At 46.0% G+C, this 20,561-nt stretch carries 20 protein-coding genes; 7 read left to right on the top strand and 13 right to left on the bottom strand.

The annotated features are described in order from the left end of the window. The first annotated feature begins 92 nt into the window (after positions 1-92). The gene (locus PPRES148_RS09925) at positions 93-1,799 is read left to right on the top strand and encodes a DEAD/DEAH box helicase (RefSeq protein ID WP_149454502.1); all 1,707 of its coding nucleotides are present in this window, start codon (positions 93-95) and stop codon (positions 1,797-1,799) included. Then, the gene (locus PPRES148_RS09920; RefSeq protein WP_149454501.1) at positions 1,769-2,596 is read left to right on the top strand and encodes a YqhG family protein; all 828 of its coding nucleotides are present in this window, start codon (positions 1,769-1,771) and stop codon (positions 2,594-2,596) included. Before PPRES148_RS09925 ends, PPRES148_RS09920 begins: the two co-directional genes overlap by 31 nt. Before the next feature lie 197 nt (positions 2,597-2,793). Here PPRES148_RS09920 and PPRES148_RS09915 read toward each other — a convergent pair whose 3' ends face one another. Both PPRES148_RS09915 and PPRES148_RS09910 read right to left on the bottom strand, forming a co-directional pair. Then, on the bottom strand, positions 2,794-3,228 hold the full coding sequence (locus PPRES148_RS09915; protein WP_187820976.1) for an integrase catalytic domain-containing protein: 435 nt from the start codon (positions 3,226-3,228) through the stop codon (positions 2,794-2,796). A gap of 214 nt (positions 3,229-3,442) precedes the next feature. Beyond that, a complete protein-coding gene (locus PPRES148_RS09910) occupies positions 3,443-4,156 on the bottom strand; it encodes a flavin reductase family protein (protein WP_246142989.1) in 714 nt (237 codons plus the stop codon). Positions 4,157-4,530: 374 nt separating this feature from the next. On the opposite strand from PPRES148_RS09910, the gene PPRES148_RS09905 reads away from it, so the two are divergent. The 4 genes from PPRES148_RS09905 (at position 4,531) to dcd (ending at position 8,481) form a co-directional block, all read left to right on the top strand. Continuing rightward, positions 4,531-5,607 carry a hypothetical protein gene (locus PPRES148_RS09905; protein ID WP_149454499.1) on the top strand — a complete coding sequence of 359 codons (1,077 nt, stop codon included), beginning with the start codon at positions 4,531-4,533 and terminating at the stop codon, positions 5,605-5,607. Between the two features lie 726 nt (positions 5,608-6,333). Beyond that, a complete protein-coding gene (locus tag PPRES148_RS09900; RefSeq protein WP_149454498.1) occupies positions 6,334-7,062 on the top strand; it encodes a hypothetical protein in 729 nt (242 codons plus the stop codon). 25 nt (positions 7,063-7,087) lie between these two features. Then, positions 7,088-7,354, top strand: coding sequence for a hypothetical protein (locus PPRES148_RS12455; RefSeq protein ID WP_223128040.1), 267 nt, complete (start codon positions 7,088-7,090; stop codon positions 7,352-7,354). A 569-nt stretch (positions 7,355-7,923) separates the two neighbouring features. Then, positions 7,924-8,481 carry a dCTP deaminase gene (gene dcd / locus PPRES148_RS09895; RefSeq protein WP_149454497.1) on the top strand — a complete coding sequence of 186 codons (558 nt, stop codon included), beginning with the start codon at positions 7,924-7,926 and terminating at the stop codon, positions 8,479-8,481. A gap of 417 nt (positions 8,482-8,898) precedes the next feature. On the opposite strand, the gene PPRES148_RS09890 is transcribed toward dcd, so the two are convergent. From PPRES148_RS09890 to trxB, 4 genes are all read right to left on the bottom strand, one after another. Beyond that, on the bottom strand, positions 8,899-9,543 hold the full coding sequence (locus PPRES148_RS09890; protein WP_149454496.1) for a ComEA family DNA-binding protein: 645 nt from the start codon (positions 9,541-9,543) through the stop codon (positions 8,899-8,901). A gap of 172 nt (positions 9,544-9,715) precedes the next feature. Further along, positions 9,716-11,131 (bottom strand): polysaccharide deacetylase family protein, encoded by a 1,416-nt coding sequence (locus PPRES148_RS09885; RefSeq protein ID WP_149454495.1) that lies wholly within the window; start codon positions 11,129-11,131, stop codon positions 9,716-9,718. 377 nt (positions 11,132-11,508) lie between these two features. Further along, complete coding sequence (locus tag PPRES148_RS12100) at positions 11,509-11,646, bottom strand: hypothetical protein (RefSeq protein ID WP_187820975.1); 138 nt, start codon at positions 11,644-11,646, stop codon at positions 11,509-11,511. A 305-nt stretch (positions 11,647-11,951) separates the two neighbouring features. Next, on the bottom strand, positions 11,952-12,887 hold the full coding sequence (trxB, locus tag PPRES148_RS09880) for a thioredoxin-disulfide reductase (protein ID WP_149454546.1): 936 nt from the start codon (positions 12,885-12,887) through the stop codon (positions 11,952-11,954). 461 nt (positions 12,888-13,348) lie between these two features. Here trxB and sigK point away from each other — a divergent pair, with 461 nt between their 5' ends. Beyond that, positions 13,349-14,098 carry an RNA polymerase sporulation sigma factor SigK gene (sigK, locus tag PPRES148_RS09875; protein ID WP_149454494.1) on the top strand — a complete coding sequence of 250 codons (750 nt, stop codon included), beginning with the start codon at positions 13,349-13,351 and terminating at the stop codon, positions 14,096-14,098. A gap of 423 nt (positions 14,099-14,521) precedes the next feature. Here sigK and PPRES148_RS09870 read toward each other — a convergent pair whose 3' ends face one another. The 7 genes from PPRES148_RS09870 to PPRES148_RS09845 all read right to left on the bottom strand — a co-directional run. Beyond that, positions 14,522-15,304 (bottom strand): TIGR00266 family protein, encoded by a 783-nt coding sequence (locus PPRES148_RS09870; protein ID WP_149454493.1) that lies wholly within the window; start codon positions 15,302-15,304, stop codon positions 14,522-14,524. 127 nt (positions 15,305-15,431) lie between these two features. After that, entirely contained in the window at positions 15,432-15,611 is a 180-nt protein-coding gene (locus PPRES148_RS09865; protein WP_149454492.1) for an AIM24 family protein, read from the bottom strand. Then, on the bottom strand, positions 15,571-15,876 hold the full coding sequence (locus PPRES148_RS13125) for an AIM24 family protein (protein ID WP_149454491.1): 306 nt from the start codon (positions 15,874-15,876) through the stop codon (positions 15,571-15,573). The genes PPRES148_RS09865 and PPRES148_RS13125 overlap by 41 nt, the downstream gene beginning before the upstream one ends. Positions 15,877-15,886: 10 nt before the next feature. Then, positions 15,887-16,318, bottom strand: a complete 432-nt coding sequence (locus PPRES148_RS13120; RefSeq protein ID WP_149454490.1) for an AIM24 family protein — start codon at positions 16,316-16,318, stop codon at positions 15,887-15,889. A gap of 193 nt (positions 16,319-16,511) precedes the next feature. Then, positions 16,512-17,987 carry an IMP dehydrogenase gene (guaB, locus tag PPRES148_RS09850; protein WP_149454489.1) on the bottom strand — a complete coding sequence of 492 codons (1,476 nt, stop codon included), beginning with the start codon at positions 17,985-17,987 and terminating at the stop codon, positions 16,512-16,514. 1,209 nt (positions 17,988-19,196) lie between these two features. After that, positions 19,197-19,370 (bottom strand): hypothetical protein, encoded by a 174-nt coding sequence (locus PPRES148_RS12095; RefSeq protein WP_187820525.1) that lies wholly within the window; start codon positions 19,368-19,370, stop codon positions 19,197-19,199. A gap of 700 nt (positions 19,371-20,070) precedes the next feature. Beyond that, on the bottom strand, positions 20,071-20,561 hold a 491-nt coding region (locus tag PPRES148_RS09845), incomplete at its 5' end, for a hypothetical protein (protein WP_223128039.1).

The following is a 20,561-nucleotide window of genomic DNA, read 5'->3' as shown; positions in this document are numbered from 1 at the left end:
CATGTACAGACAACCTGTTTCCCGCACACAAACCATGATCCTATCATAGGGGACGAGACCCCCCAATAACAAATCATGGAGGTAGCCTCCCCATGCTCCCTTGCCCTGTTTTTTTTGAACGTACCTGGCTATCATTTTTCCGGAAAGCCCGTGAGAAACCTGTCTCCTATGAACAATGGTCCCTGGCCATTGAGGCAGCAAAATACAACTGCCTACCCCCCTTTGATGAATTACAGGCACCCGCGGAATTACCTTCGCTCCAACCGTTACCTCACCAAATCGCGGTTGCTCGTAAGGTAATCCATGAGCTGCATGGCCGGGCAATCCTAGCAGATGAAGTAGGGTTGGGAAAAACTATTGAGGCGGGCCTCATTCTAAAGGAATATTGGTTGCGCAATCAAGTAAAAAGGGCCCTCATCCTCACCCCATCCTCCCTAGTCTTGCAGTGGGTGAAGGAGTTGACAAACCGGTTCCAATTACCTGCCCGTGCACAGAAAAAAAACTGGATGTGGGAAACAGAATCCCTACTAGTAGCCTCCCTCGATACCGCCAAACGTCCCCCTCATAGAGAAATCATTCTATCCCAAAAGTACGATCTATTGATCGTGGATGAGGCCCATAAACTAAAGAACCCACGCAGTCAGAACTGGCTTTTCGTAAACCGGATGGCTAAGATCTATTGCCTGCTATTGACAGCCACCCCCCTACAGAATCGATTGGAAGAACTGTACAACTTAGCACGGCTTCTTTATCCCGGTCGCCTGGGATCCATTAAGGAATTTTCGAAGCACCATGCATGCAAACAGAACGAAATAGACCATGTCCCTGAACTCAAAGAGGAAATCTCCCGAATGCTCGTGCGCACGCAGCGTACGCAAGTACAAAGATACCTGCCGCAAATACAAAGGAAGGTGTATTGCATTCCTATTTCCCTTACAAAAATGGAAAGAACCCTCTATGATGCTGTTACTCAGTTCGTTTGTGATCACTACCACCAACAAAAAATCCCCCTATTACAGCTCATTATGTTGCAGAAGGAAATATGCAGTGGTCGTGATGCCACTCTCCTGGGACTCACCCGATATCTAAAACGGGAACCCGATCATCCCGAAGCCCTCTCCCTACTCACACTGCTACGCAACGTTAGTCACTGCAGTAAAGCAGACCATGCCATACAACTGATCCGAGGCTTGGTTCCTGAGAAGGTGGTGATATTTACAACGTTTTACGCCACGCAAGCTATGCTCTTGCGCCAGCTACAAACAGAAAAAATTCCCGCTGTGGGTTTCCGGGGTACATTCAGCCGAAACAAAAAGGACTGGATGATGGAAATATTTGAAAAAAAAGTACAAGTACTGGTGGCAACAGAAGCCGGTGGAGAGGGAATCAACCTACAATTTTGTTGCCATATCATCAACTTCGATCTACCATGGAATCCCATGCGTTTGGAACAACGGATCGGCCGTCTACACCGTATAGGACAACAAAGAGATGTACATGTTTATCACTTACTGGCCCAAGACACAGTAGAAAATCACATCTGGGAATTATTAGAAAAAAAGATAGGTTTGTTTGAAACTCTATTCGGGTCCATACCCACCCTACTACAAGCAAAGGGGGGAGAAAAGAAATGGGAACAACAACTACTCCATTGCTTGGTTGCCCACCAAGAACCACAGGCTTTTCATCAGGCCATGGCACAATGGTTACAGGAACAAAACATTACAAAAAAATTAAAATATGCCCATAAAATAGAGGGAACACACCAATATTCAGGGAAGGGGATGGATATACAATAGAATCATTTGTTGCAAAAAACCACGGAAAATTAGTCCATCGGGAATTCATACAACGTTATCTCAGAGCCTATGGAGCCACCATCCTGTCCAAGACAGAAAACGAAATCCAGGTGGATCTCCCCTCCTCCATCGACACGGACCTCTTCCCAAGACCTTCACTCCAATGGATCCAGTCTCAGGGCAGTCCCCCCCCTTCTTCAGTCACCCGTACGCTCCATCTCCAACCACCCTCATCATCAGTTCCGGTGCAAACGGTTTTCCGTCCCGGCACACAAGGATGGGGGAATTTATTGCATAGTGCCCTACAAAACGGAAGATTTGCCCATCTACGGGAGGAAACCATCCACCCTGACCTATATAAACCATGGTTTTTTGTATTTTTCCATATCATATATCAATGTGATCGAAAACAAAGTCGTATAACCCACTGGGCTATTTCGCTCACGGACGGACAAATGATCCGCAATGCCTATTCCCTATGGCAGAAACGCTCCCTCCATACCCTGGATGATCCGAAAATGATGCCCCATCATCCTATCCCTATGAGTCTGGAAAAAGCAATCGGTTGTCTGGAAGAAAAAGTTCTCCAGGAATTGGAAGCTGAAGATCATTCATGGGCTACGAAAGCCACGCAACGATTCCAGAAAGCCCAGCGTGAACTCTCGCGTCTGTCCCTAGACGAAAGGGAATTAGAACAACGTTCACAGGAAAATGCAGTCCATCAGCAACCACGCATCGCTGTCAATGTAGCGGCGGCAGCACTCATCTATCTTGCATACAAGGGGGGAACCCCCTAGGATCATAAAAATTATTGGGTCCTACGTACGTCCCCCCATCCTGTCCCTACTCCCATCCATTACCCCGATCACCCTATCACGGTATTTCAAATCTGCGATACCTGCAGGAAACATCACCCTGAAGGATCAGCCCAGGACATGGCGGACTGGGCTTTTTACCCCCTGAACCCCTCCGAAGACTGCGGAAAGGCCTACCCTCACTCCCCTGGCCATTCCTCAAAAGTGATCCCTAACCGCCTACAAGCATCACGAAAATGGGAATTGTAAAACTGTGAGTCCAGCGAGGGACGTAAAACAAGGGAATGACCCCCCATCGGCCCACGCTTCCTCACAGCCTCTTCCAACAGATCAACGGCGTGTTTCGGGAGACATGTTCCCTGTATAACAGAGCTAATAATCCACCGATCAGATACATCCACGAGGGTTACGATATAGGTGTGGATCACCTCCCCCTTCTCCAAACGCGGAACCACCCTGATACCCATCTCCCATAGCTGATTCGGGCCTGTAATAGCGTCGTAAGGGGTCAATCCCTTTTCCTTCTGAAACTGTATAGCCTGTGCAAGCTTATCGGGATCCACATTCTGCCCGATTTCCTGATTATCCACGCCAATTTCCAAATTCATATCCACCCTTGACCTCCCCATGCAGGATCTTTTTATACATAATATTTCGTTTTTTTCGTCATTATGTTGTTCATTGTCACCACCATAATCCAAAAAGATGGAATTTCTAGTAGTAAATTAAAGATAATATTTATAAAAATATAAAAAAATAAGGAGTCGTCCCCCTAGGCCCCTAAACAAGGGACTAAATAACCCCCGACGATTCTACCCTTTCGCGGATTCACGCCCTGCTCTTCTTCCATTCTTCATAACTAGGACGAGGAAGGGAAAAGGTTCCCCCACCAGATACATAGTTTGTACCGGATAGTCTACCAACAGGATCCAGGGCCCCCACATCAATCTTTCCCTCTCTATATATTCCGCTCTGTATATGAAATTGAACAATCTCTCCAATGAACAAGTCCGCTTGCGGTTTCGCGTCCTCTCCATCTATAGGCAGTGACTGCTGCAACCGGCATTCCATCTGAATCTTGGCGGTGGCGATACGGGGAACCCGTACCACCTTGCTGGGAACCATGGACAAATTGAAAGCCTTCGCTTCACTCTGATCCGCGGGAAATTCTACTGCTGTTTCATTCATCACATCCACATTCTGGGTATCCACTGTGTGCACAACAAATTCCCCTTGGGATAATAGGTTGTTTGCCGTATCCTTACGCCCCCCATCCGGGCGCCGTCCGCAACTTACAATAATCATCGGTGGATAGGAAGCAATAGCGTTGAAAAAACTAAAAGGGGCTACATTGATGATACCTCGATCATTCTGAGAGGATACCCATGCGATGGGCCGTGGTACAACACAGCCGATCAGAAGACGGTAATTCTCCGCCCGTGTTTGCTCCGATGGATCAAGGTCTATATACTGCACTAATCTTCCCTCATTTCTTCCCAATGAATACACGGACATTGCATCCCCATTATACCCCCCCTCCATCTATCCGAGAACCCTAATTCCTGCTATCAAAAGAGTCCACATAGATTACCTGTACTCTCAACTGTACCCCTAAAGGGTAACCTGAACCCATAGAAATACCCTAATAAAACCAGTCATGCGCAGAGTCGATGGAAACCACCAAAAACAACCCAGAGGGATACAGTAGGAGGGGGGAAGCCACATATCCCCGAAACTCATAACAAATCCAGGTTGAGGATGGAAAAACATTGCCTGTATTTTTCTCCATTTGGATAGGAATAGGATTAATCCTCTCCCTAGGATGTCTCCACTATAGTGAACGATGTTCCCCCTCTAACGCAAAGTTTTGGAACGCACTAGGATGGGGCAATTTCGCGAACATCGTAGGGACACTGATGACGGTAGGAGGAAGCTTACAAATTTTCCGTTTCCATAACACGACATCAAAGGAAATCCTATTTCCCTGGCTCCTCCATGATGCCCTCATGCTAAGAAAAAATGTAGACCTTACTGCCGTATGGAACCAGCTTGTATGGACCCCATCCCTGCTCCTGATCCTCCCCCTGTTGGGTGTAATGATAGCCAGTTCCCCCACTGTTACTCGCGCCCTGCTCCCCCGCAACAAGATGAATGCGGCACAGCGACCCATTTACAGACTATCCCTGGCCCTAGTCCCCACCATGCTCTCCATACCCCTTTTTTCCTCCATCAGCAATATTGACCTTACAGGGGGTATCTACAGTTTCCCATCCTCTTCCTCAACCGGTTTCATGAGAACACTGTTTCTCCTCCTCGTCCTTAGCACCTTTTTTCTCTTCCTGCCCTTTGTAGCTGCAATAGGCAACGGTTGGCCTATTCAGTACCCCTGGTATGCAATGAAAACTCTTCGGAAAAGATTGCGCATTCACACCCTGTCCTGCTCACAATGCTTGCGTATGATCGGATACGGAGTAAGTTGGCCCTTCGGTACCATGGGAATCCAATTCCTGGTTGCACAAATCCTGGATATGATCCCGCTCCATGCCCAAAATATCAAACGAACCCTCTGTCTACCCATTGTTTTCGGAGTAGCCCGAAGCGAAAATGGCCTCCTCCCCTGGTGGCAGGGTCTCCAAGCGAATGTACCTGTAACGGAAATATTGCCCTATTTGATTTTTTGGATATCCCCGGCAACCATTGAAATACTCTTCCGGGGTACCCTATCACCCAGACTCGGATGGTACGGGACATTATTATCCACCTTTCTCTACCCTCAGCAAAATGGCTCCCTCCTCCTCTCCCCTCTCCCCTTTGTCTTTGGACTGTGGTTGGGTTATATCGCACGGCGTTGGAATACCACAGCAGCTATCCTCGTGCATACTACCTCCTTCACTGCGGCGAGCATTCTCTCATTAGCCCTAATCTCCGACCATCCTTCCCCCCATACTAATAGGTTAGCAATTGTTTCTTTACGGTATGAATGCCGTCTATAGAGGGTTTATCATAAAAATTTGGGGGGAGGAGACGAAAAATTGAACAAGAATTAGGAAAAAAACATGAAAGTGATGTTCCCCTTATCACCCCCACTAACGACCTAATTGGCACCACAAGATTCTATAGCCACCCCACGGGATAAGGGGGAATTGTCGCACGGCAGCGTCGGATTGTCGCGGTTCTACCTCTGTACTGGGCCTACTCGATAATAAGAGGTACTTTGACTTCCCATTCCATTCCCTATACAATGTGCGTACGCTGCTGTTCCTCATGGGAGACAGTGAAGTGTCCATTTCCAAAAAACACGGGGAGGGGAGAGGAAATAGGAAAAACAATCAGAACACCATTTATCCCTGCCCCTTGTCCCTGCTGCCATGATCATGGCAGGGGAGAGGGACTCCATTTCCGAATCCGAAAGCAAACAACAGAATCGTTTCCGGGGATGCTCCGTAAGGGATCCGTCCCGCTAGGGATTGTCATTATAAAATAGTGAAAGGTCAGATCGTATTTTACATATCATTATAAATATAATAAACTTATATAATTTCATAATACAAGGCATAGCAACGGGTTCTAAAGAAACTGCACTGATTTCTCTTTCCCCTATTTAGGTAATTTTTATGGTATAAAATTATCTGAATGTAAATTATGTGAATTTTAATAAATTAATTTTTTAACAAAATTAAGATAAGTAAGATAAATAGAAACAGGAGGTAGTTTACTATATGAATTTCATCCCTAGCAAAAAAAGGTCTAGAGCCCTAGTCCTCGGTATCCCCCTAGCAACCTTTATTACCATCCTACCCACTGAAGCATCGTCTAAAAAATCATCACCATCCCCTCCGGCAACCAACATGAAAACCTTGCAACAAACGCCATACCGCTCCTACCTCACGGCCAACAACGGGAACCTACCGCCTGCGGGGGTAGAAGACCCCACTTGGGAACCACATACCGAAAGAAAACTCACATCGAACCGAGCAGATGAAATTACGGAGAGTATCCTTAGGGTATTGGGAAAAAACAGGGATAATCCACCCGAATCAAGGGAAAATTTATCTGAAATAGAGAAAGAAATCAATAAAGTATTCCATAGGGAATTGAATCATTACTCAGGGGACACTATAGCGGAACGGAAGGAAAGGACGCGCATAGCAGAACAAAAGGGGAAATTCATGATAGAATACAAGGAAATGGTCCAAAACAATCCGTTGGAATTGCAGGATTCATCTATGCTGAGGAAAAAAGTTGGGGAGATCCTATCCAACTCCGACAACGTGGTGGATCAATGGGAAAAAACAGGGAAAGTAGAAGACCCCGCTGAGGAAAAAAGTTGGGGAGATCCTATCCAACTCCGACAACGTGGTGGATCAATGGGAAAAAACAGGGAAAGTAGAAGACCCCACTCTGGGTCCACATGCCGAAAGAGAACTCACATCGAACCGAGCAGATGAAATTACGGAGAGTATCCTTAAGGTATTGGGGAAAAACAGAGATAATCCACTCGGATCAAGGGAGGGTTTTTCTAAAATAGAGAAAGAAATCAATAAAGTATTCCATAGGGAATTGAATCATTACTCAGGAGACACTATAGCGGAACGAAGGGAAAGGACACGCATAGCAAAACAAAGAGAAAATATTATGGGAAAATACAGAGAAATTATGAAAAAAATAAGTTGGAGAGAAAAAAACAGGTTGAAAACACGATTAGAAATACGGAATGAAATTGAAAATGTTTTGTTCTAACCCGGCAATCAGAAGGAATCAACAAAATAATGGACATAAAGCAAACCAAGAGAAAACAGATAAGGGGAAACACAACTAGCCTATACAGACAAAAGAAATACATTCAACCAGAAAAGAAGCCAAAGATGGTGCTGCAGGGTAGAGTTCCATTTTGGAGTTGCAAGGGAGATTTTAGGCGGTCGAAGGGCCTACCATTTCAAAAGCATACTCTTATTTTTTTAAAAGTTATTAATCATCACAATTTTAGGATTAATTTTAGGATTCAGGAAATAATATCCAACTTTGACGAATCAAGACAAAATTGAGTAGGTAGTAAATACATGAAAAAAGGGGGAATAGGATCAGGGCCCCAATATACCTTAGATGGGAAAATCCCCCGAGAACCTCATTCAGGAATTCACATCCACAATGGGATGTTGCTGTCTCAGGAGGGCCAAAAATTAGGACTAAAAATTCCCCTGAAAATGCTGCACACCCGCTCAAATTCTGCCCCCTCCCGCCGGTTTCACGGGCTGGTCGCCATCTTGTTACAATAGGGACACAGATGAGTGAGGAGGAGTAGATTCGGTATGGGATTACGATCAGACCAATGGATCCTGCGTATGGTGCAGGAACAAAATATGATTGACCCTTTCGTGGGGAACAATATCGGTAAGGGGGGGGCTGTTAGTTTTGGCCTGAGTAGCTATGGTTATGATTTGCGTGTAGCGGATGAGTATAAGATTTTTCATAACACCTGGACCTCTGTCATCGATCCTAAGGCGATCCACGAATCCTCTTTTTTAGATTTCAAGGGACCGATATGTACGATTCCCCCTAATTCCTTCGCCCTAGCCCATTCTGTAGAATACTTTCGTATTCCCAGAGGTGTTTTGGCTGTTTGTGTGGGGAAGTCGACCTATGCCCGATGCGGCATCGTTACGAACGTAACGCCCTTTGAACCGGGCTGGGAGGGTCATGTTACCCTGGAGATTTCTAATACAACACCGTTACCGGCGCGTATTTATTCCAACGAAGGCCTTTGTCAGGTTCTCTTTTTTGTAGCTGATGAGCCCTGTGAGGTTTCCTACGACGACAGAGGAGGAAAATATCAAGGGCAGAGGGGTATATCCCTACCACGTGTATAAAGGAGAGGACAACGATTTGGCCTCCTAGATCCTTTTTCGGCATTTTTCGTCGATTCACAAAACGGATCCCATTTCTTACTCCTTGTACCTAGAAGATGAAGAGGGTCTCCAGACTTCAATTATGGCGGGATTGGGGAGACCCAGGGGGGCAACATTCCGTTGTGGGTGTGAATTCCTGAACAAAGGTTTTCAGGGAGGATCCCCCCATCTTTGGGACCCCCTTTTCGTACGGTACATTCTCCAGAAAACCCCCGAAGGAACTCTCCCGAGGAATTTACGCACGCAATCGAACACGGCCCACCATTACCGGGACAAGATCCCCGTCCTGTATGATTTTTCCTATTCGGATGGGGTCTCCTTCACACATACGATGCATATCCCTGGAGATACTCCACATTCCTTTTTACATATCACCCTCTATTCATCATGAAACGTAATCTGGTTGGACAAACGCTGGATCATTGCCTTGCCCATACCTGGTACTTTCTCCAAATCGGCCAGGGTACGAAAAAATCCATTCTCCTCCCGAGTCCTCACGATGGCGGATGCACGAACTTGCCCTACTCCATTTAACTTCTGCAATTCGTTGATACCAGCTGTATTGACATTTACCTTCCCGACTTCCCCACCGCCAGTTACTGCTTCACCCATTCCTCCCCCTGAGGAGGGACATCCCTTCCCCTCCACCCCCTTCCGTGAAGGGGCACAGAGTGCCTGTCCATCCGTCAATAAACGGGCTTGATTGATAGCTAGGGGATCCGCAAATTCCTCTAGGCCACCAGCTACCCGTAGGGCATCATATACCCTCGATCCAACGGAAAGGGAATAAACACCAGGTCGCCGTACGGCTCCCTTGACATCAACCACCAGTGACTGGGGGGACTTCTTTCCCTTCTCCCCTTCCAATTCCCTCTGCACCCCCGAATGAGACCGAGGGGGAGATACCACATCTCCAACAGAATCAGCTCCCTGTTGTTGGAACCATAGCAAACCCACCATGACTGTAATAGCCCAAGAAACCAAGATTCCCCCTACTAATTTTCTTTCCCGTTTGGTCTGCAAAAAAATGCCTGCTCACCCCCCGGGACAGAAGAGGAACAAACGTATATTCCATAGTTTTTCCTACCTGGCCCCCTTCCATTCCGCTGCTCCAGAGAAAAATAACTCCCTCATTTCTTTGCAACCTTTGTCGCATTTGCAAAGGGATCAACAAAAAACATGGTCCATTTGCAATCTAACCCAGGGTTGTGTGATTCACCCTAGTAGGACAAGTGAAAATACAATTACGCAAAACGTAGGCCAATACTTCCATAGATCTGTAGGCCTCAGAAAGAATATGATCTGCGCCACCCACCTCGATGAGAAAACTTTTCGGGGACAAGAATGGATGGTATTCTCCACTCCGCCCCAACTCCCCTTTTTTCGCTATTACCTCCCTAGCCAATCCCGGGCAAATCAAATTGAGACCATCATACAAATCAAACGCTAATGCGATATTATGACAAAAGTTCTCACTAGCCCCACCAACAATAAAAGTCAAACCTGCATATTGATCGCCCTCACATTCTACCGTCGATTGATCCCTTCGCGCAGTATCCCTATGTACATCCACAAGATAGGGAATAGGGCCGTAATTTTTCAAAACCCTTTCCACGAGACAACGTGGATCATCACAGGAATTAGGGATAAGGGCGCACGACCCTATGCCAAGTCTTCTCAGTTGATAAGCAAGATAGTAAGCTACTAAAACAACACCTCTATAGGGGGAGGGTTCATCAACAACCTTCCTCCCCTTCCTTGACGACCTCCCTGTTTCCAAAGCATGTAATTCCCCCCAATAGGTACTGTAAACGAGCACCTGAACACATTTCCACCCTGTTCCCCAGCAACCCACATTTTCTGTATCCTTCGGTACCCCCATCAAATCATCCGGTGTGCGGGAATCTAACGGGGATCCTGACATTCGCCTCCCAATTCCCTTCCCTCTGTTTACCTTATTTCCATAGGGTTTTTCCCGGATCAATTGATCTAAGGGAACAATCTCTAAGCCCAACGTCACCCTTAAACCATGAATGATTTGGGGTAAATAAGCCTCATAATCCTTATTATATTTTCCATTATCATGAAACAAAATGATACTACCCGGGCGAGCCTCCCTAAGAACGGAGATTACGATTTCCTTCGGATTACGAATACGATCACCTAATTCCCAATCAAGAGAGTCGACATCCCATCCCACCATCACATAACCGGCTTCGGCAACCCACTTCCTACGCTCCGAATCCGATTCGCCATAGGGAAAACGGAAAGAACGAATCCTGCGATGAATGATTTTATAAACTTCTTCCCTTGTTTTTTTAAGATCCTCCCATACTTCCTCCCTGTTTTTTTTGAGATAGGAGGCATGATCCCAGGAATGGGCCCCCACCGTATGCCCATCGGATACAATTTGGCACAATCGATCTGGATGATGTTGCACATTCTCACCAATAACAAAAAAGTGAGCTTTCACCCTTTCCTTTTTCAATATTTTCAGTATCCTTTGTGTTTGTGAATCACTGGGCGCATCATCAATGGTGATAGCAACAGCTTTTCCACGCCGGGGTCCATGCTCAATAACAGATGGGGAAAAGTCTGATACTGTAATCATTCTCCTCTTCACCGCTCTCTTACCTCTATATATGTTTTTTGATTTTATATTTCACAACCCATTCCACAATCCGGACCCAAGAGGGATCGTTCATTCATCAACCCTATGCCGGTTCAATGTCCCAAGTTCAGGATTGATTTGATATGTATTATAGATAAATTTATATAAACATGATTGCATAACAAATAATAATTTATATAAAAATAAATATATTTAATATTATTTAAATAAAATTAATTATGTATAAAATAAATTAAATTTAAATAAAATTATAAGATAGGACCACCCCTCGGATATTCACCCCCTTCCTGACCATCCAACCACGTCCAAGCCCTTCTCACCTAAAATTTCCCCGATTTTGATCGTACAAGTCCAAATCACCTGGCGGTTTGGACCACCTGCCCTGTTGATACCCCCAATTTCTGTACATAGGATGAATGCCCCAGGGGATCGTTCTCCATTTTTTCCCCGCAATCTAGAGCCGGTGGTAAAGCAATACAAATACCATAGGACATCAGTCTATATACCCCTCTATATCCATAAAATTTTTTTATTTTTATGAAACAGCATGACGGGAGGAGGAGCGAAAAAGAACAAGAATTTGCTACCGTTTGGGATCCATCAAGATGGGATCGATAGGTAGCAAAAACTATGTAGAAGAGGGGGGATAAGATCAGAACCAAAATATACTTTTTTATTTTTTAATATAATAAAATATTTTAAATATGAATCCATGAGGGAAAGGACTGAAGATGGAGGGAATCCCCCCTGAAAATCTTGTCCAGGGGTCCATATCCACAAACAGGATGCTTTGCCACCTTTACCAATCCTGGGCCGTATTTCCCGCTAAAAACCTCTCACAATCAATGGCCGCCATACAACCCGAGCCCGCTGCTGTTATAGCTTGGCGATAGGTAGAATCCTGAACATCTCCACAGGCGAATACGAAGGGGACACTCGTCCGTGTTGTACCCGGCCGAACCACAATATAGCCCTGCTCAGTTTGTTTCACCTGGCCCCGTAAAAAACGGGTATTGGGACAATGACCGATGGCTATGAAGACTCCATCAGTGGATAATGTCTCCTCCCTCCCCTCATTGGCATTATGAACACGCAAACCCACGACCCTTCCCTTTTGGGCAAGAATACGTAATGGTGTACAGGAAAGAGCCCAATCAATCTTAGAATGTTCCCGGGCACGCTCCTGCATAATCATGGAGGCACGCAGCTCGTTACGTCTATGAACAACGGTCACCCGGGTAGCAAATTTCGTCAAATAAACCGCTTCCTCCATGGCAGAGTCCCCACCACCGATCACTATGACATTTCTATTGCGGAAAAAGAAACCATCACAGGTAGCACAGGTACTCACACCACGACCCATGTATTCCTTTTCCCCGGGAATACCTAGCAGTTTTGCCGATGCCCCCGTGGAAATAATCAATGCATCCACCGACAATTTTTCCTTTCCACCTAGTGTTACCTGGAAAGGATTTTGGGAAACATCTACAGCAGTTGCACTCCCCGTCCGAATCTCAGCACCAAAATATTCCGCCTGCCTCCGCATACGTTCCATAAGCTCAGGACCCTGAATGCCATCGGGAAAACCCGGAAAATTCTCCACATCCGTGGTGGTGGTAAGTTGTCCCCCCGGTTCTTTCCCCTCTACTACAACAGGTGATAACCGTGCTCGTGCTAAATAAAGAGCTGCTGTATAGCCAGCGGGACCCGTTCCCAAAATCAGAATTCGAGGCACCCGTCCCCGGGACTCCTTTGTCGCCATAATCCACACCCTTCCCAAATCTATATGATGCATAGCCTCCCCTTATGCTCCACAATCCCATGCCCTTCCCTCCTGATCATAGGATCATTCGTACATCCCATGATCCCCCATAACCGGTCAACTGATGGGTCCCCGCAGGGAAGAAAGGGCTATGATCCGATCCCTTGGGGGATATGGATTGGCATTTTCACCCTATCATCCAATGGATCCAATGCTATGTAATCCAAAAGAAATTACATAGGATTCAGGCCAGGGAACGGCCCCAATACATTATTCTATATAAAAATTATCAATCCCGGGGGGATTGAAAAAAACCCAATCCCCTTCCTTAGAAAGAACTCAATAGGAAAACAACATCTATATCGCAGGGGCCTTTTATCGATCACGCAACATGCCCCCCACACGTAAAATGGGCGACACAGGGGGTGGTGCGGTTGCTCAGCTTTTTGCTATCATCATTAGGTGCCCTGTTACCTAAATGGATCATCGTTGCCTACGTCAAACACAGTGCTTTCCCACAGCCGCTGAGCGAGGAAGAGGAGGATTTATATCTTACCAAGCTAGAGACCACACAGGATCCTCATGCCCGGAGTATGCTCATCGAGCACAACCTGCGACTGGTGGCCCATATTGTAAAAAAATTCGAGAATACAGGGGAAAACACGGAGGACCTTATCTCTATAGGAACGATCGGATTGATCAAAGCCATCGAATCCTATCAGAGGGACAAAGGTACGAAATTGGCTACCTACGCAGCACGTTGTATTGAAAACGAGATCCTCATGCACTTACGATCATTGAAGAAAGCTCGAAAAGATGTCTCCCTACATGATCCCATTGGCGTGGATAAGGAAGGAAACGAAATCACCCTAATCGACGTATTGGGAACGGAAAAAGATGCTGTTCTGGAATTTGTGCAAACCAAGATAGAAAAAATAAAGATTTATCAATACTTTCATGTTCTAACACCTCGGGAACAGGAAATCATTCGCCGTCGTTTTGGCTTGGATAGAAAAGAGGAGCAAACGCAACGGGAAATCGCCAAAACACTAGGCATATCCCGCTCTTATGTCTCTAGAATAGAAAAAAGGGCACTAATAAAATTATTCCAGGAATTTTATAAGACACAGCATCCTGGCCATTTCCCAAACGTAAGGGAAAAAAAATCACGACCCCGGAGGTAGTTGGAAGAAATTCCCGGAAAATGAAAATTCCCTGCAAGGTGAAAATGGCAAAAACCTGTTCCCAATCAGAAAAAGATCACCCTCAAAAAAAATATACGGACCCTGGCTGTGCATTCAAATCCTAGGTACCGCTGAAAATTTCCCTAAATCGGGATCCCATGCATTCAGAGGCATAATTTGGGACGGGTAAGTTGATCCAAGAGGGCTATGGTGGGAAAAGCTACAGGTTAGAAATTCCACTTCAGAATCCCCCAATCTATCAAGTGGGGATTCATTTTCGTATGGGGGATTTTAGGTCCAGGAAGAAATACCGGTGACTCCCCCGAAACCCAGATTCCGACTGGGGAAGCAATTCAGAAACTATCAGTGCAATGAAACCTTCCCATTCAAATTCATACTATTTTACTATATAAAAATAAAAAATCAATCGTCAAATGCACGCAATGCTTTTCCTAATACCCCCCCCTTATCCTCACCCACATCCTCAGCTGCCGCCTTCATCACACGACTTGCCAATCGGACAAAAGGTAAAGATTGTAACCATACGTGACCTGGGCCACGGAGGGTGACGAAAAAAATACCCTCACCACCAAATACAGCACTCTTGATAGTACCCACGTACTGAACAGCATAATCAACGGAGGAGGTCATCGCTGCCAGGCATCCCGTATCAACACGTAGAACCTCATTGGGCGCAAGTTCACGCTCCCAGAGGCATCCGCCCGCATGAATGAATACCAACCCATCCCCAGCTAATTTTTGCATTACAAAACCTTCACCGCCAAAAAAACCTACACGGATCTTCTTTCGAAAAGCAACCTCAATGGAAACACCATGTGCAGCACACAAAAAGGCATGTTTTTCAGCAATGATCTGATTTCCGAATTTGCGAAGATCCAAAGCCAAAATGGAACCGGGATAGGGGGCCGCAAAGTAAACACGCTGTTTACCGAAACCTGTATTGGTAAACACCGTTAGGAACACCTTTTCCCCTACCATCCAGAGCTTTCCCGCTCCTATCAACTTATTCATAAGACCCGCATTTTTTTTACCACCCAGAACAGTTTCCATCTGGATGGCCTCCTCCATAGCCATCATAGCACCTGCCTCCGCAATGACACCCTCCTGCGGATCAAGTTCTATCTCCACAAACTGTGTTTCATGCCCAAAAATCCGGTAATCGATCTCATCAGCGCTCTTTACCATCTCAAAGCCCCTCCCCTTTGTTACCAAAAACCCAACCATCCTCCATCACCGTACAAAAAACAGGATATAACTCGCTACGGAGGGTAAGAACCATGTGATCATAGAGGGAAGACACAAACTGCCTCCTTCATCGCACGACGTACCGCCAGCGGGCGAAAGGCAAAGATTGTACCCGCACACAACCCGGACCACGAAGGATAGCAAGGAAAATACCTTCACCACCCAATAGAGCACTCTTGATAATACCTACGTACCAAACATCATAATCAACGGAGGAGGTATCGCTGCCGGGCATTCCCATATCCATACGTCATTCTTCTCCAGTGGGCAAAAGGCAAGGATTGTACCCATACGTAACCCGGGCCACAGAGGGTGACAAAAAAAATACCCTCGCCACCCAATAGAGCACTCTTGATAGTACCCACGTACTGAACATTATAATCAACGGGGGAGGTCATTGCTGCCAGGCATCCCCTATCCATACGTAGAACCTCGTTGGGGGCAAGTTCAAGCTTCCGAAGACATCCACCTGCATGAAGGAATATCAACCCATCCCCAGCTAATTTTTGCATTGCAAAACCTTTACCACCCTAAAAACCTGCACGGATCCTCTATTTGAAAAGCAATCTCAATGGAAATACCACGCGCAGCACACAAAAAGGCATGTTTTTCAGCAATGATCTGATTTCCGAATTTGCGAAGATCCAAAGCCAAAATGGAACCGGGATAGGGGCCTGCAAAGCAAACGCGCTGTTTGCCAGGACCCATATTGGTAAACACCGTCAGGAACATCTTTTCCCCTACCATCCAAAGCTTTCCCGCCCCTATCAACTTACTCATAAAACCCACATTTCTTTTACCACCCAAAACGGTTTCCATCTGGATGGCCTCTTCCATAGTGATCATAGCGCCTGCCTCCGCAATGACACCCTTCTGCGGATCAAGCTTTATCTCCACAAACTGCGTTTCATTCCCAAAAATCCGATAATCGATATCGTCAGTATTCTTTACCATCCACCCCCCCCTTGTTACTAAAAAACCCAACCATCCTCCATCACCATGCAGAGAACAGGACACAACCCACTACAGGGGCAGGGCCATGTGATCATGGGAGGAAAACACGGAGGGAAAACCGGGGGAATAGAATGCAATCCCCTATTCCCTTTGGACCAAACAAATAATCTATAAAATCCCAAAAACCCCCTCACTAAATCTTGTAGTTCGGGGTTTCCTTGGTAATTTGCACATCATGGGGATGACTTTCGCGCAGGGAAGAAGGGGAAATACGAATGAATTCCGTTTTCTCCTGCAACTCACGCAAAGTGCACGCCCCACAATAACCCATACCCGCACGCAATCCACCGACAAGCTGGTGAACAACATCCGCTAAGGGACCCTTACACGAAACTCGTCCCTCGATACCCTCTGGCACAAATCGAGACGGGTTCTCCTTGGACGAATGAAGAAGATAACAACTACCCTCATGGGAACGAACCCTCATGGCCCCGAGAGACTCCATGCCACGGTACACTTTAGAACGCCTTCCCTGATAAATTTCAATGTCCCCAGGCGATTCCTCCGTACCAGCGAAAAGACTACCAATCATAACGGCGTCTGCACCAGCCGCGATCGCCTTGACAATATCCCCAGAATAACGAATCCCACCATCGGCAACCACACTGACCCCGTGCTTTCGTGCCTCGGTAGCACAGTCGTAAACGGCCGTGATCTGTGGAACCCCTATACCGGCAACAATACGGGTGGTACAAGCAGCCCCAGGACCCATACCCACTCGGATCATGGTGGCTCCAGCAGAGACAAGATCTTTCGTAGCCCTTGCTGTCGTTACACTACCCGCCATAATGGCCAAATTGGGATAACGACTCCGTAGTTTCTCTATCCCAGAGAGGACGCTCCGGGCATGTCCATGGGCAGCATCAACAACAACGACATCCACCTGGGCATCCAGAAGTGCCTCTGTACGGGGGATAGAATCCTCCCCCACACCCACGGCAGCACCCACGAGTAAACGACCCTGTTGATCCTTGGCCGATGTCGGAAAACACATGGCCTTCTCTAAATCTTTGATCGTAATGAGACCGCAAAGAACACCATCCACATCTACAAGGGGGAGTTTTTCAATCCGATGTTTCCGTAAAATCACCTTAGCCTCCTGCAATGTAGTTCCAACAGGAGCCGTTATCAAATTTTTCTCCGTCATGACATCCTCGACGGGTAGGTCATAATCCTCCACAAAACGAAGATCGCGGTTGGTCACAATACCCACCAATTTTTTTTGTTGATCCACAATAGGAACCCCGGAAATCCTATACTTGGCCATCAGGGCTTCCGCCTGATGGATCTTATCCCCGGGATGCAAATGGAAGGGATTAGAAATAACGCCACTCTCAGAACGCTTGACGCGGTCTACCTCCTCCGCCTGCTTCCCGATCTCCATATTGCGGTGGATGATTCCAAGACCGCCCTGTCGAGCTATAGCGATGGCCGTAGATGATTCCGTCACTGTATCCATACATGAACTGATGAGGGGAATATTCAACTTATGATTTGCAGAAATTTCGATGGCAGTATCCACATTCCTAGGACTATGGGAAGAATGACTGGGAATCAGTAGGACATCGTCGAACGTCAAACCCTCTTTAGAAAACTTCTTATCCCACATGTTTACACACACCTTTTTCGAAGGATAAAAAATACCATATACACAAACATAGCAGAGAAGATGAATAGGTAACAGGCTATGAACGAAAAGATACCAGGGAAACAACCCTACTAGGTTCCAAACCCCATCTCCCAGGGACAATTATACTTCGGTAGGGCACAGGGACACAAGACGGGCACAGGCGGAGAACTTCTCTCCTATAGGGGTAAATTCCTATGAAAAATACAAATTCTATCCCTATAACCAATCCATACCAACCTCGGACACTAATCCCTGATTGTATTTATGATGCCCCCGCCGAAAAAATTATCATAACTTATTAGAATATTTTTAAATCAAATTATATGTAAAAAAATTTTTATATTGTTAATTTAGTATAAAACAGTCTGCGTACGTATTTCGGGTGCAAGTACTCTGGGGTTGAAAGATATCCTTTTCTGGGGGAGTGCACCTGAAAATTTAGTACGATCGATTATTTTTTATTGAACCCCCGAAATCGCTGAGGGATCAATGAATCTTGCTTAATTTTGTAAAGGTATATGTAATTATTTTTATGAATCTGCAAAAGACCACTTTTTGTTTTTATTTGAATCTCGAGAAACAATTGCAAACCTTGTTGACCACACCAGCACCATGGAATAGGACATCTGTATCGACTTCCTTGTTTTTATAGATATATTTTTTCATATTATAACAAATAAATAATCATATGTATAGGGCAATAGTGAAAAAATTATTATATTATACATATTTTGTAATAATGAACATAGCGATCAGCTCGGGAAGGTCGAGTAGACCCGGGGCATTTCAGCTGAGTCTCTCACGTCGAGTAGGGCTGGCATCTCAGTCAACCCTCTCACAGAACCACACGTACTACTCTCGCATCATCCGGCTCTTCTCATCCCATCCCAATCTTCAGACCCTTTAGGTCCTACTTCGATTATGGGGATGTTGCTCCGAGATTCCAGTGACCTCCTATAGTGGATCTCCACTAAAGTTGTCGTTTGATCTCCTCCAGCGGATCTCCCGCTAAAGTTCTCATCTAACTGTCCTCCGCAGGATGAGTCAGCCCCTTCGCTCCACTTCCATTACAGAAGCTTCCTCACTACTATGAGCTGATCCGACTTCGTGCACGGAACCTCGGTTTGTCCTCGGTCTTTATACATCTGGCGACAGCCAGACGCCGTACGACGATCTCTCAAGTTCCGATCAAGAGCCTACATCGGGTTCATCCCGCCTGAACACCGCATGCCACCGGGGCAGTAGATAGGTCATCCCCCACGGTTCATCCCGACGTTCGGGACCCACATCGGTTTTGACATGGACTATACCTTTCGATGCGTCTTCGGCTGGTTCGCTTTCGCTGATCTCCCCGATTCCCACCTGACAGGGTCATGCCCTGCCTTTTCCTAGATCGCTCACCACCGGGGTGTTTCCACACCAGCAGCACTAGGCGGTTTGTAACCTGCTACCTATCAGCCGGTTACGAAGGGCCGAGCAACCTTCATCTCTTGAACGACTTCTTGACACACATCCCGCCTGTACACCGCATGCCACCAGGGCAGTAGATAGGTCATCCCCCATGGTTCATCCCGACGTTAGGAACCCACATCGGTTTTGACATGGACTACACTTTTCGATGCGTCTTCGGACGGTTCGCTTTCGCTGATCTCCCCGATTCCCGCCTGACAGGGTCATACCCTGCCTTTTCCTAGATCGCTCGCTACCAGGGCACTTTATCCCAGCAACACTAGGCGGTTTGTAACCTGCTACCTATCAGCTGGTTACAAAGGGCCGAGCAACCTTCATCTCTTGAACGATTTCTTGACACACATACCCTCGGAGGGATTTTCACATTTTTAATAACCGAAAATTGGTACTATTTAGTTTTATAGGGAAAAGGCCCCCAATTTGCTTACGCTAACTACGGGACCGGAGAAAGCAACATTTTTTACATATAAATTCATATTTCATATATAAATAAACAAGAAGTATGAATAAAATAGCATTATTTAATAAAATATTATATAAAATTTATTTAACTGAAAATGTATCCCCCTTTCGTTAACCACCCTCAACATAATTAGATAATACATGACGTACTCTCCCTATTGTAACATCCCCTTTGTCCATTTGAGAGCCACCCTTCCTGTTCTCTGCTGAGTCGATTCCGTAATTCTGATAAATCGCTCCCTTTCAATTTACCCACTGCGCGCTTCGTCAGTATTCCTGGATCGATGATTCCCCACCCCCTGGACCTCAATTCCTCCATCTTTTTATTCACCATAAAATTCCATAGTTCTTCAGGTCTATTCCCCAGTTTTTTGGATATCATCATATTTTTGAAATCATCCACTAGACTTGGTCCCGGTCCTGTAAGCCTCTTTGCCGCTGCCACCTCCCTCTCGAGTACCTCAGTGATCGTCGTTGGTCCTGGTCTGAGACCTTTCTCTCTCCTCATACTTTCTTTAATGCTTGTCCTTATATGGCCAAATAGCCGATCATCATTCAATAATTTGTCAATCTGGGCAAACGACATACCCTTTTTGATAACTTTATCGTAATCTAAAAGAT

Origin of the sequence: Pasteuria penetrans (assembly GCF_900538055.1) — a bacterium.
GTDB lineage: Bacteria > Bacillota > Bacilli > Thermoactinomycetales > Thermoactinomycetaceae > Pasteuria > Pasteuria penetrans.
The sequence above is the reverse complement of the archived record's forward strand: the minus strand, read 5'-3'. Positions and strand labels throughout refer to the sequence as shown.

Excerpts from the sequence above, each read along its gene's own strand:
- PPRES148_RS09925 (WP_149454502.1), top strand. The coding sequence starts at position 93 with ATGCTCCCTTGCCCTGTTTTTTTTGAACGTACCTGGCTATCATTTTTC.
- PPRES148_RS09910 (WP_246142989.1), bottom strand. The coding sequence starts at position 4,156 with ATGGAGGGGGGGTATAATGGGGATGCAATGTCCGTGTATTCATTGGGA.
- PPRES148_RS09905 (WP_149454499.1), top strand. The coding sequence starts at position 4,531 with ATGACGGTAGGAGGAAGCTTACAAATTTTCCGTTTCCATAACACGACA.
- PPRES148_RS09900 (WP_149454498.1), top strand. The coding sequence starts at position 6,334 with ATGAATTTCATCCCTAGCAAAAAAAGGTCTAGAGCCCTAGTCCTCGGT.
- dcd (WP_149454497.1), top strand. The coding sequence starts at position 7,924 with ATGGGATTACGATCAGACCAATGGATCCTGCGTATGGTGCAGGAACAA.
- PPRES148_RS09885 (WP_149454495.1), bottom strand. The coding sequence starts at position 11,131 with ATGATTACAGTATCAGACTTTTCCCCATCTGTTATTGAGCATGGACCC.
- PPRES148_RS12100 (WP_187820975.1), bottom strand. The coding sequence starts at position 11,646 with ATGTCCTATGGTATTTGTATTGCTTTACCACCGGCTCTAGATTGCGGG.
- PPRES148_RS09870 (WP_149454493.1), bottom strand. The coding sequence starts at position 15,304 with ATGGTAAAGAGCGCTGATGAGATCGATTACCGGATTTTTGGGCATGAA.
- PPRES148_RS09865 (WP_149454492.1), bottom strand. The coding sequence starts at position 15,611 with ATGGATATGGGAATGCCCGGCAGCGATACCTCCTCCGTTGATTATGAT.
- PPRES148_RS13125 (WP_149454491.1), bottom strand. The coding sequence starts at position 15,876 with ATGCAAAAATTAGCTGGGGATGGGTTGATATTCCTTCATGCAGGTGGA.
- PPRES148_RS13120 (WP_149454490.1), bottom strand. The coding sequence starts at position 16,318 with ATGGTAAAGAATACTGACGATATCGATTATCGGATTTTTGGGAATGAA.
- guaB (WP_149454489.1), bottom strand. The coding sequence starts at position 17,987 with ATGTGGGATAAGAAGTTTTCTAAAGAGGGTTTGACGTTCGACGATGTC.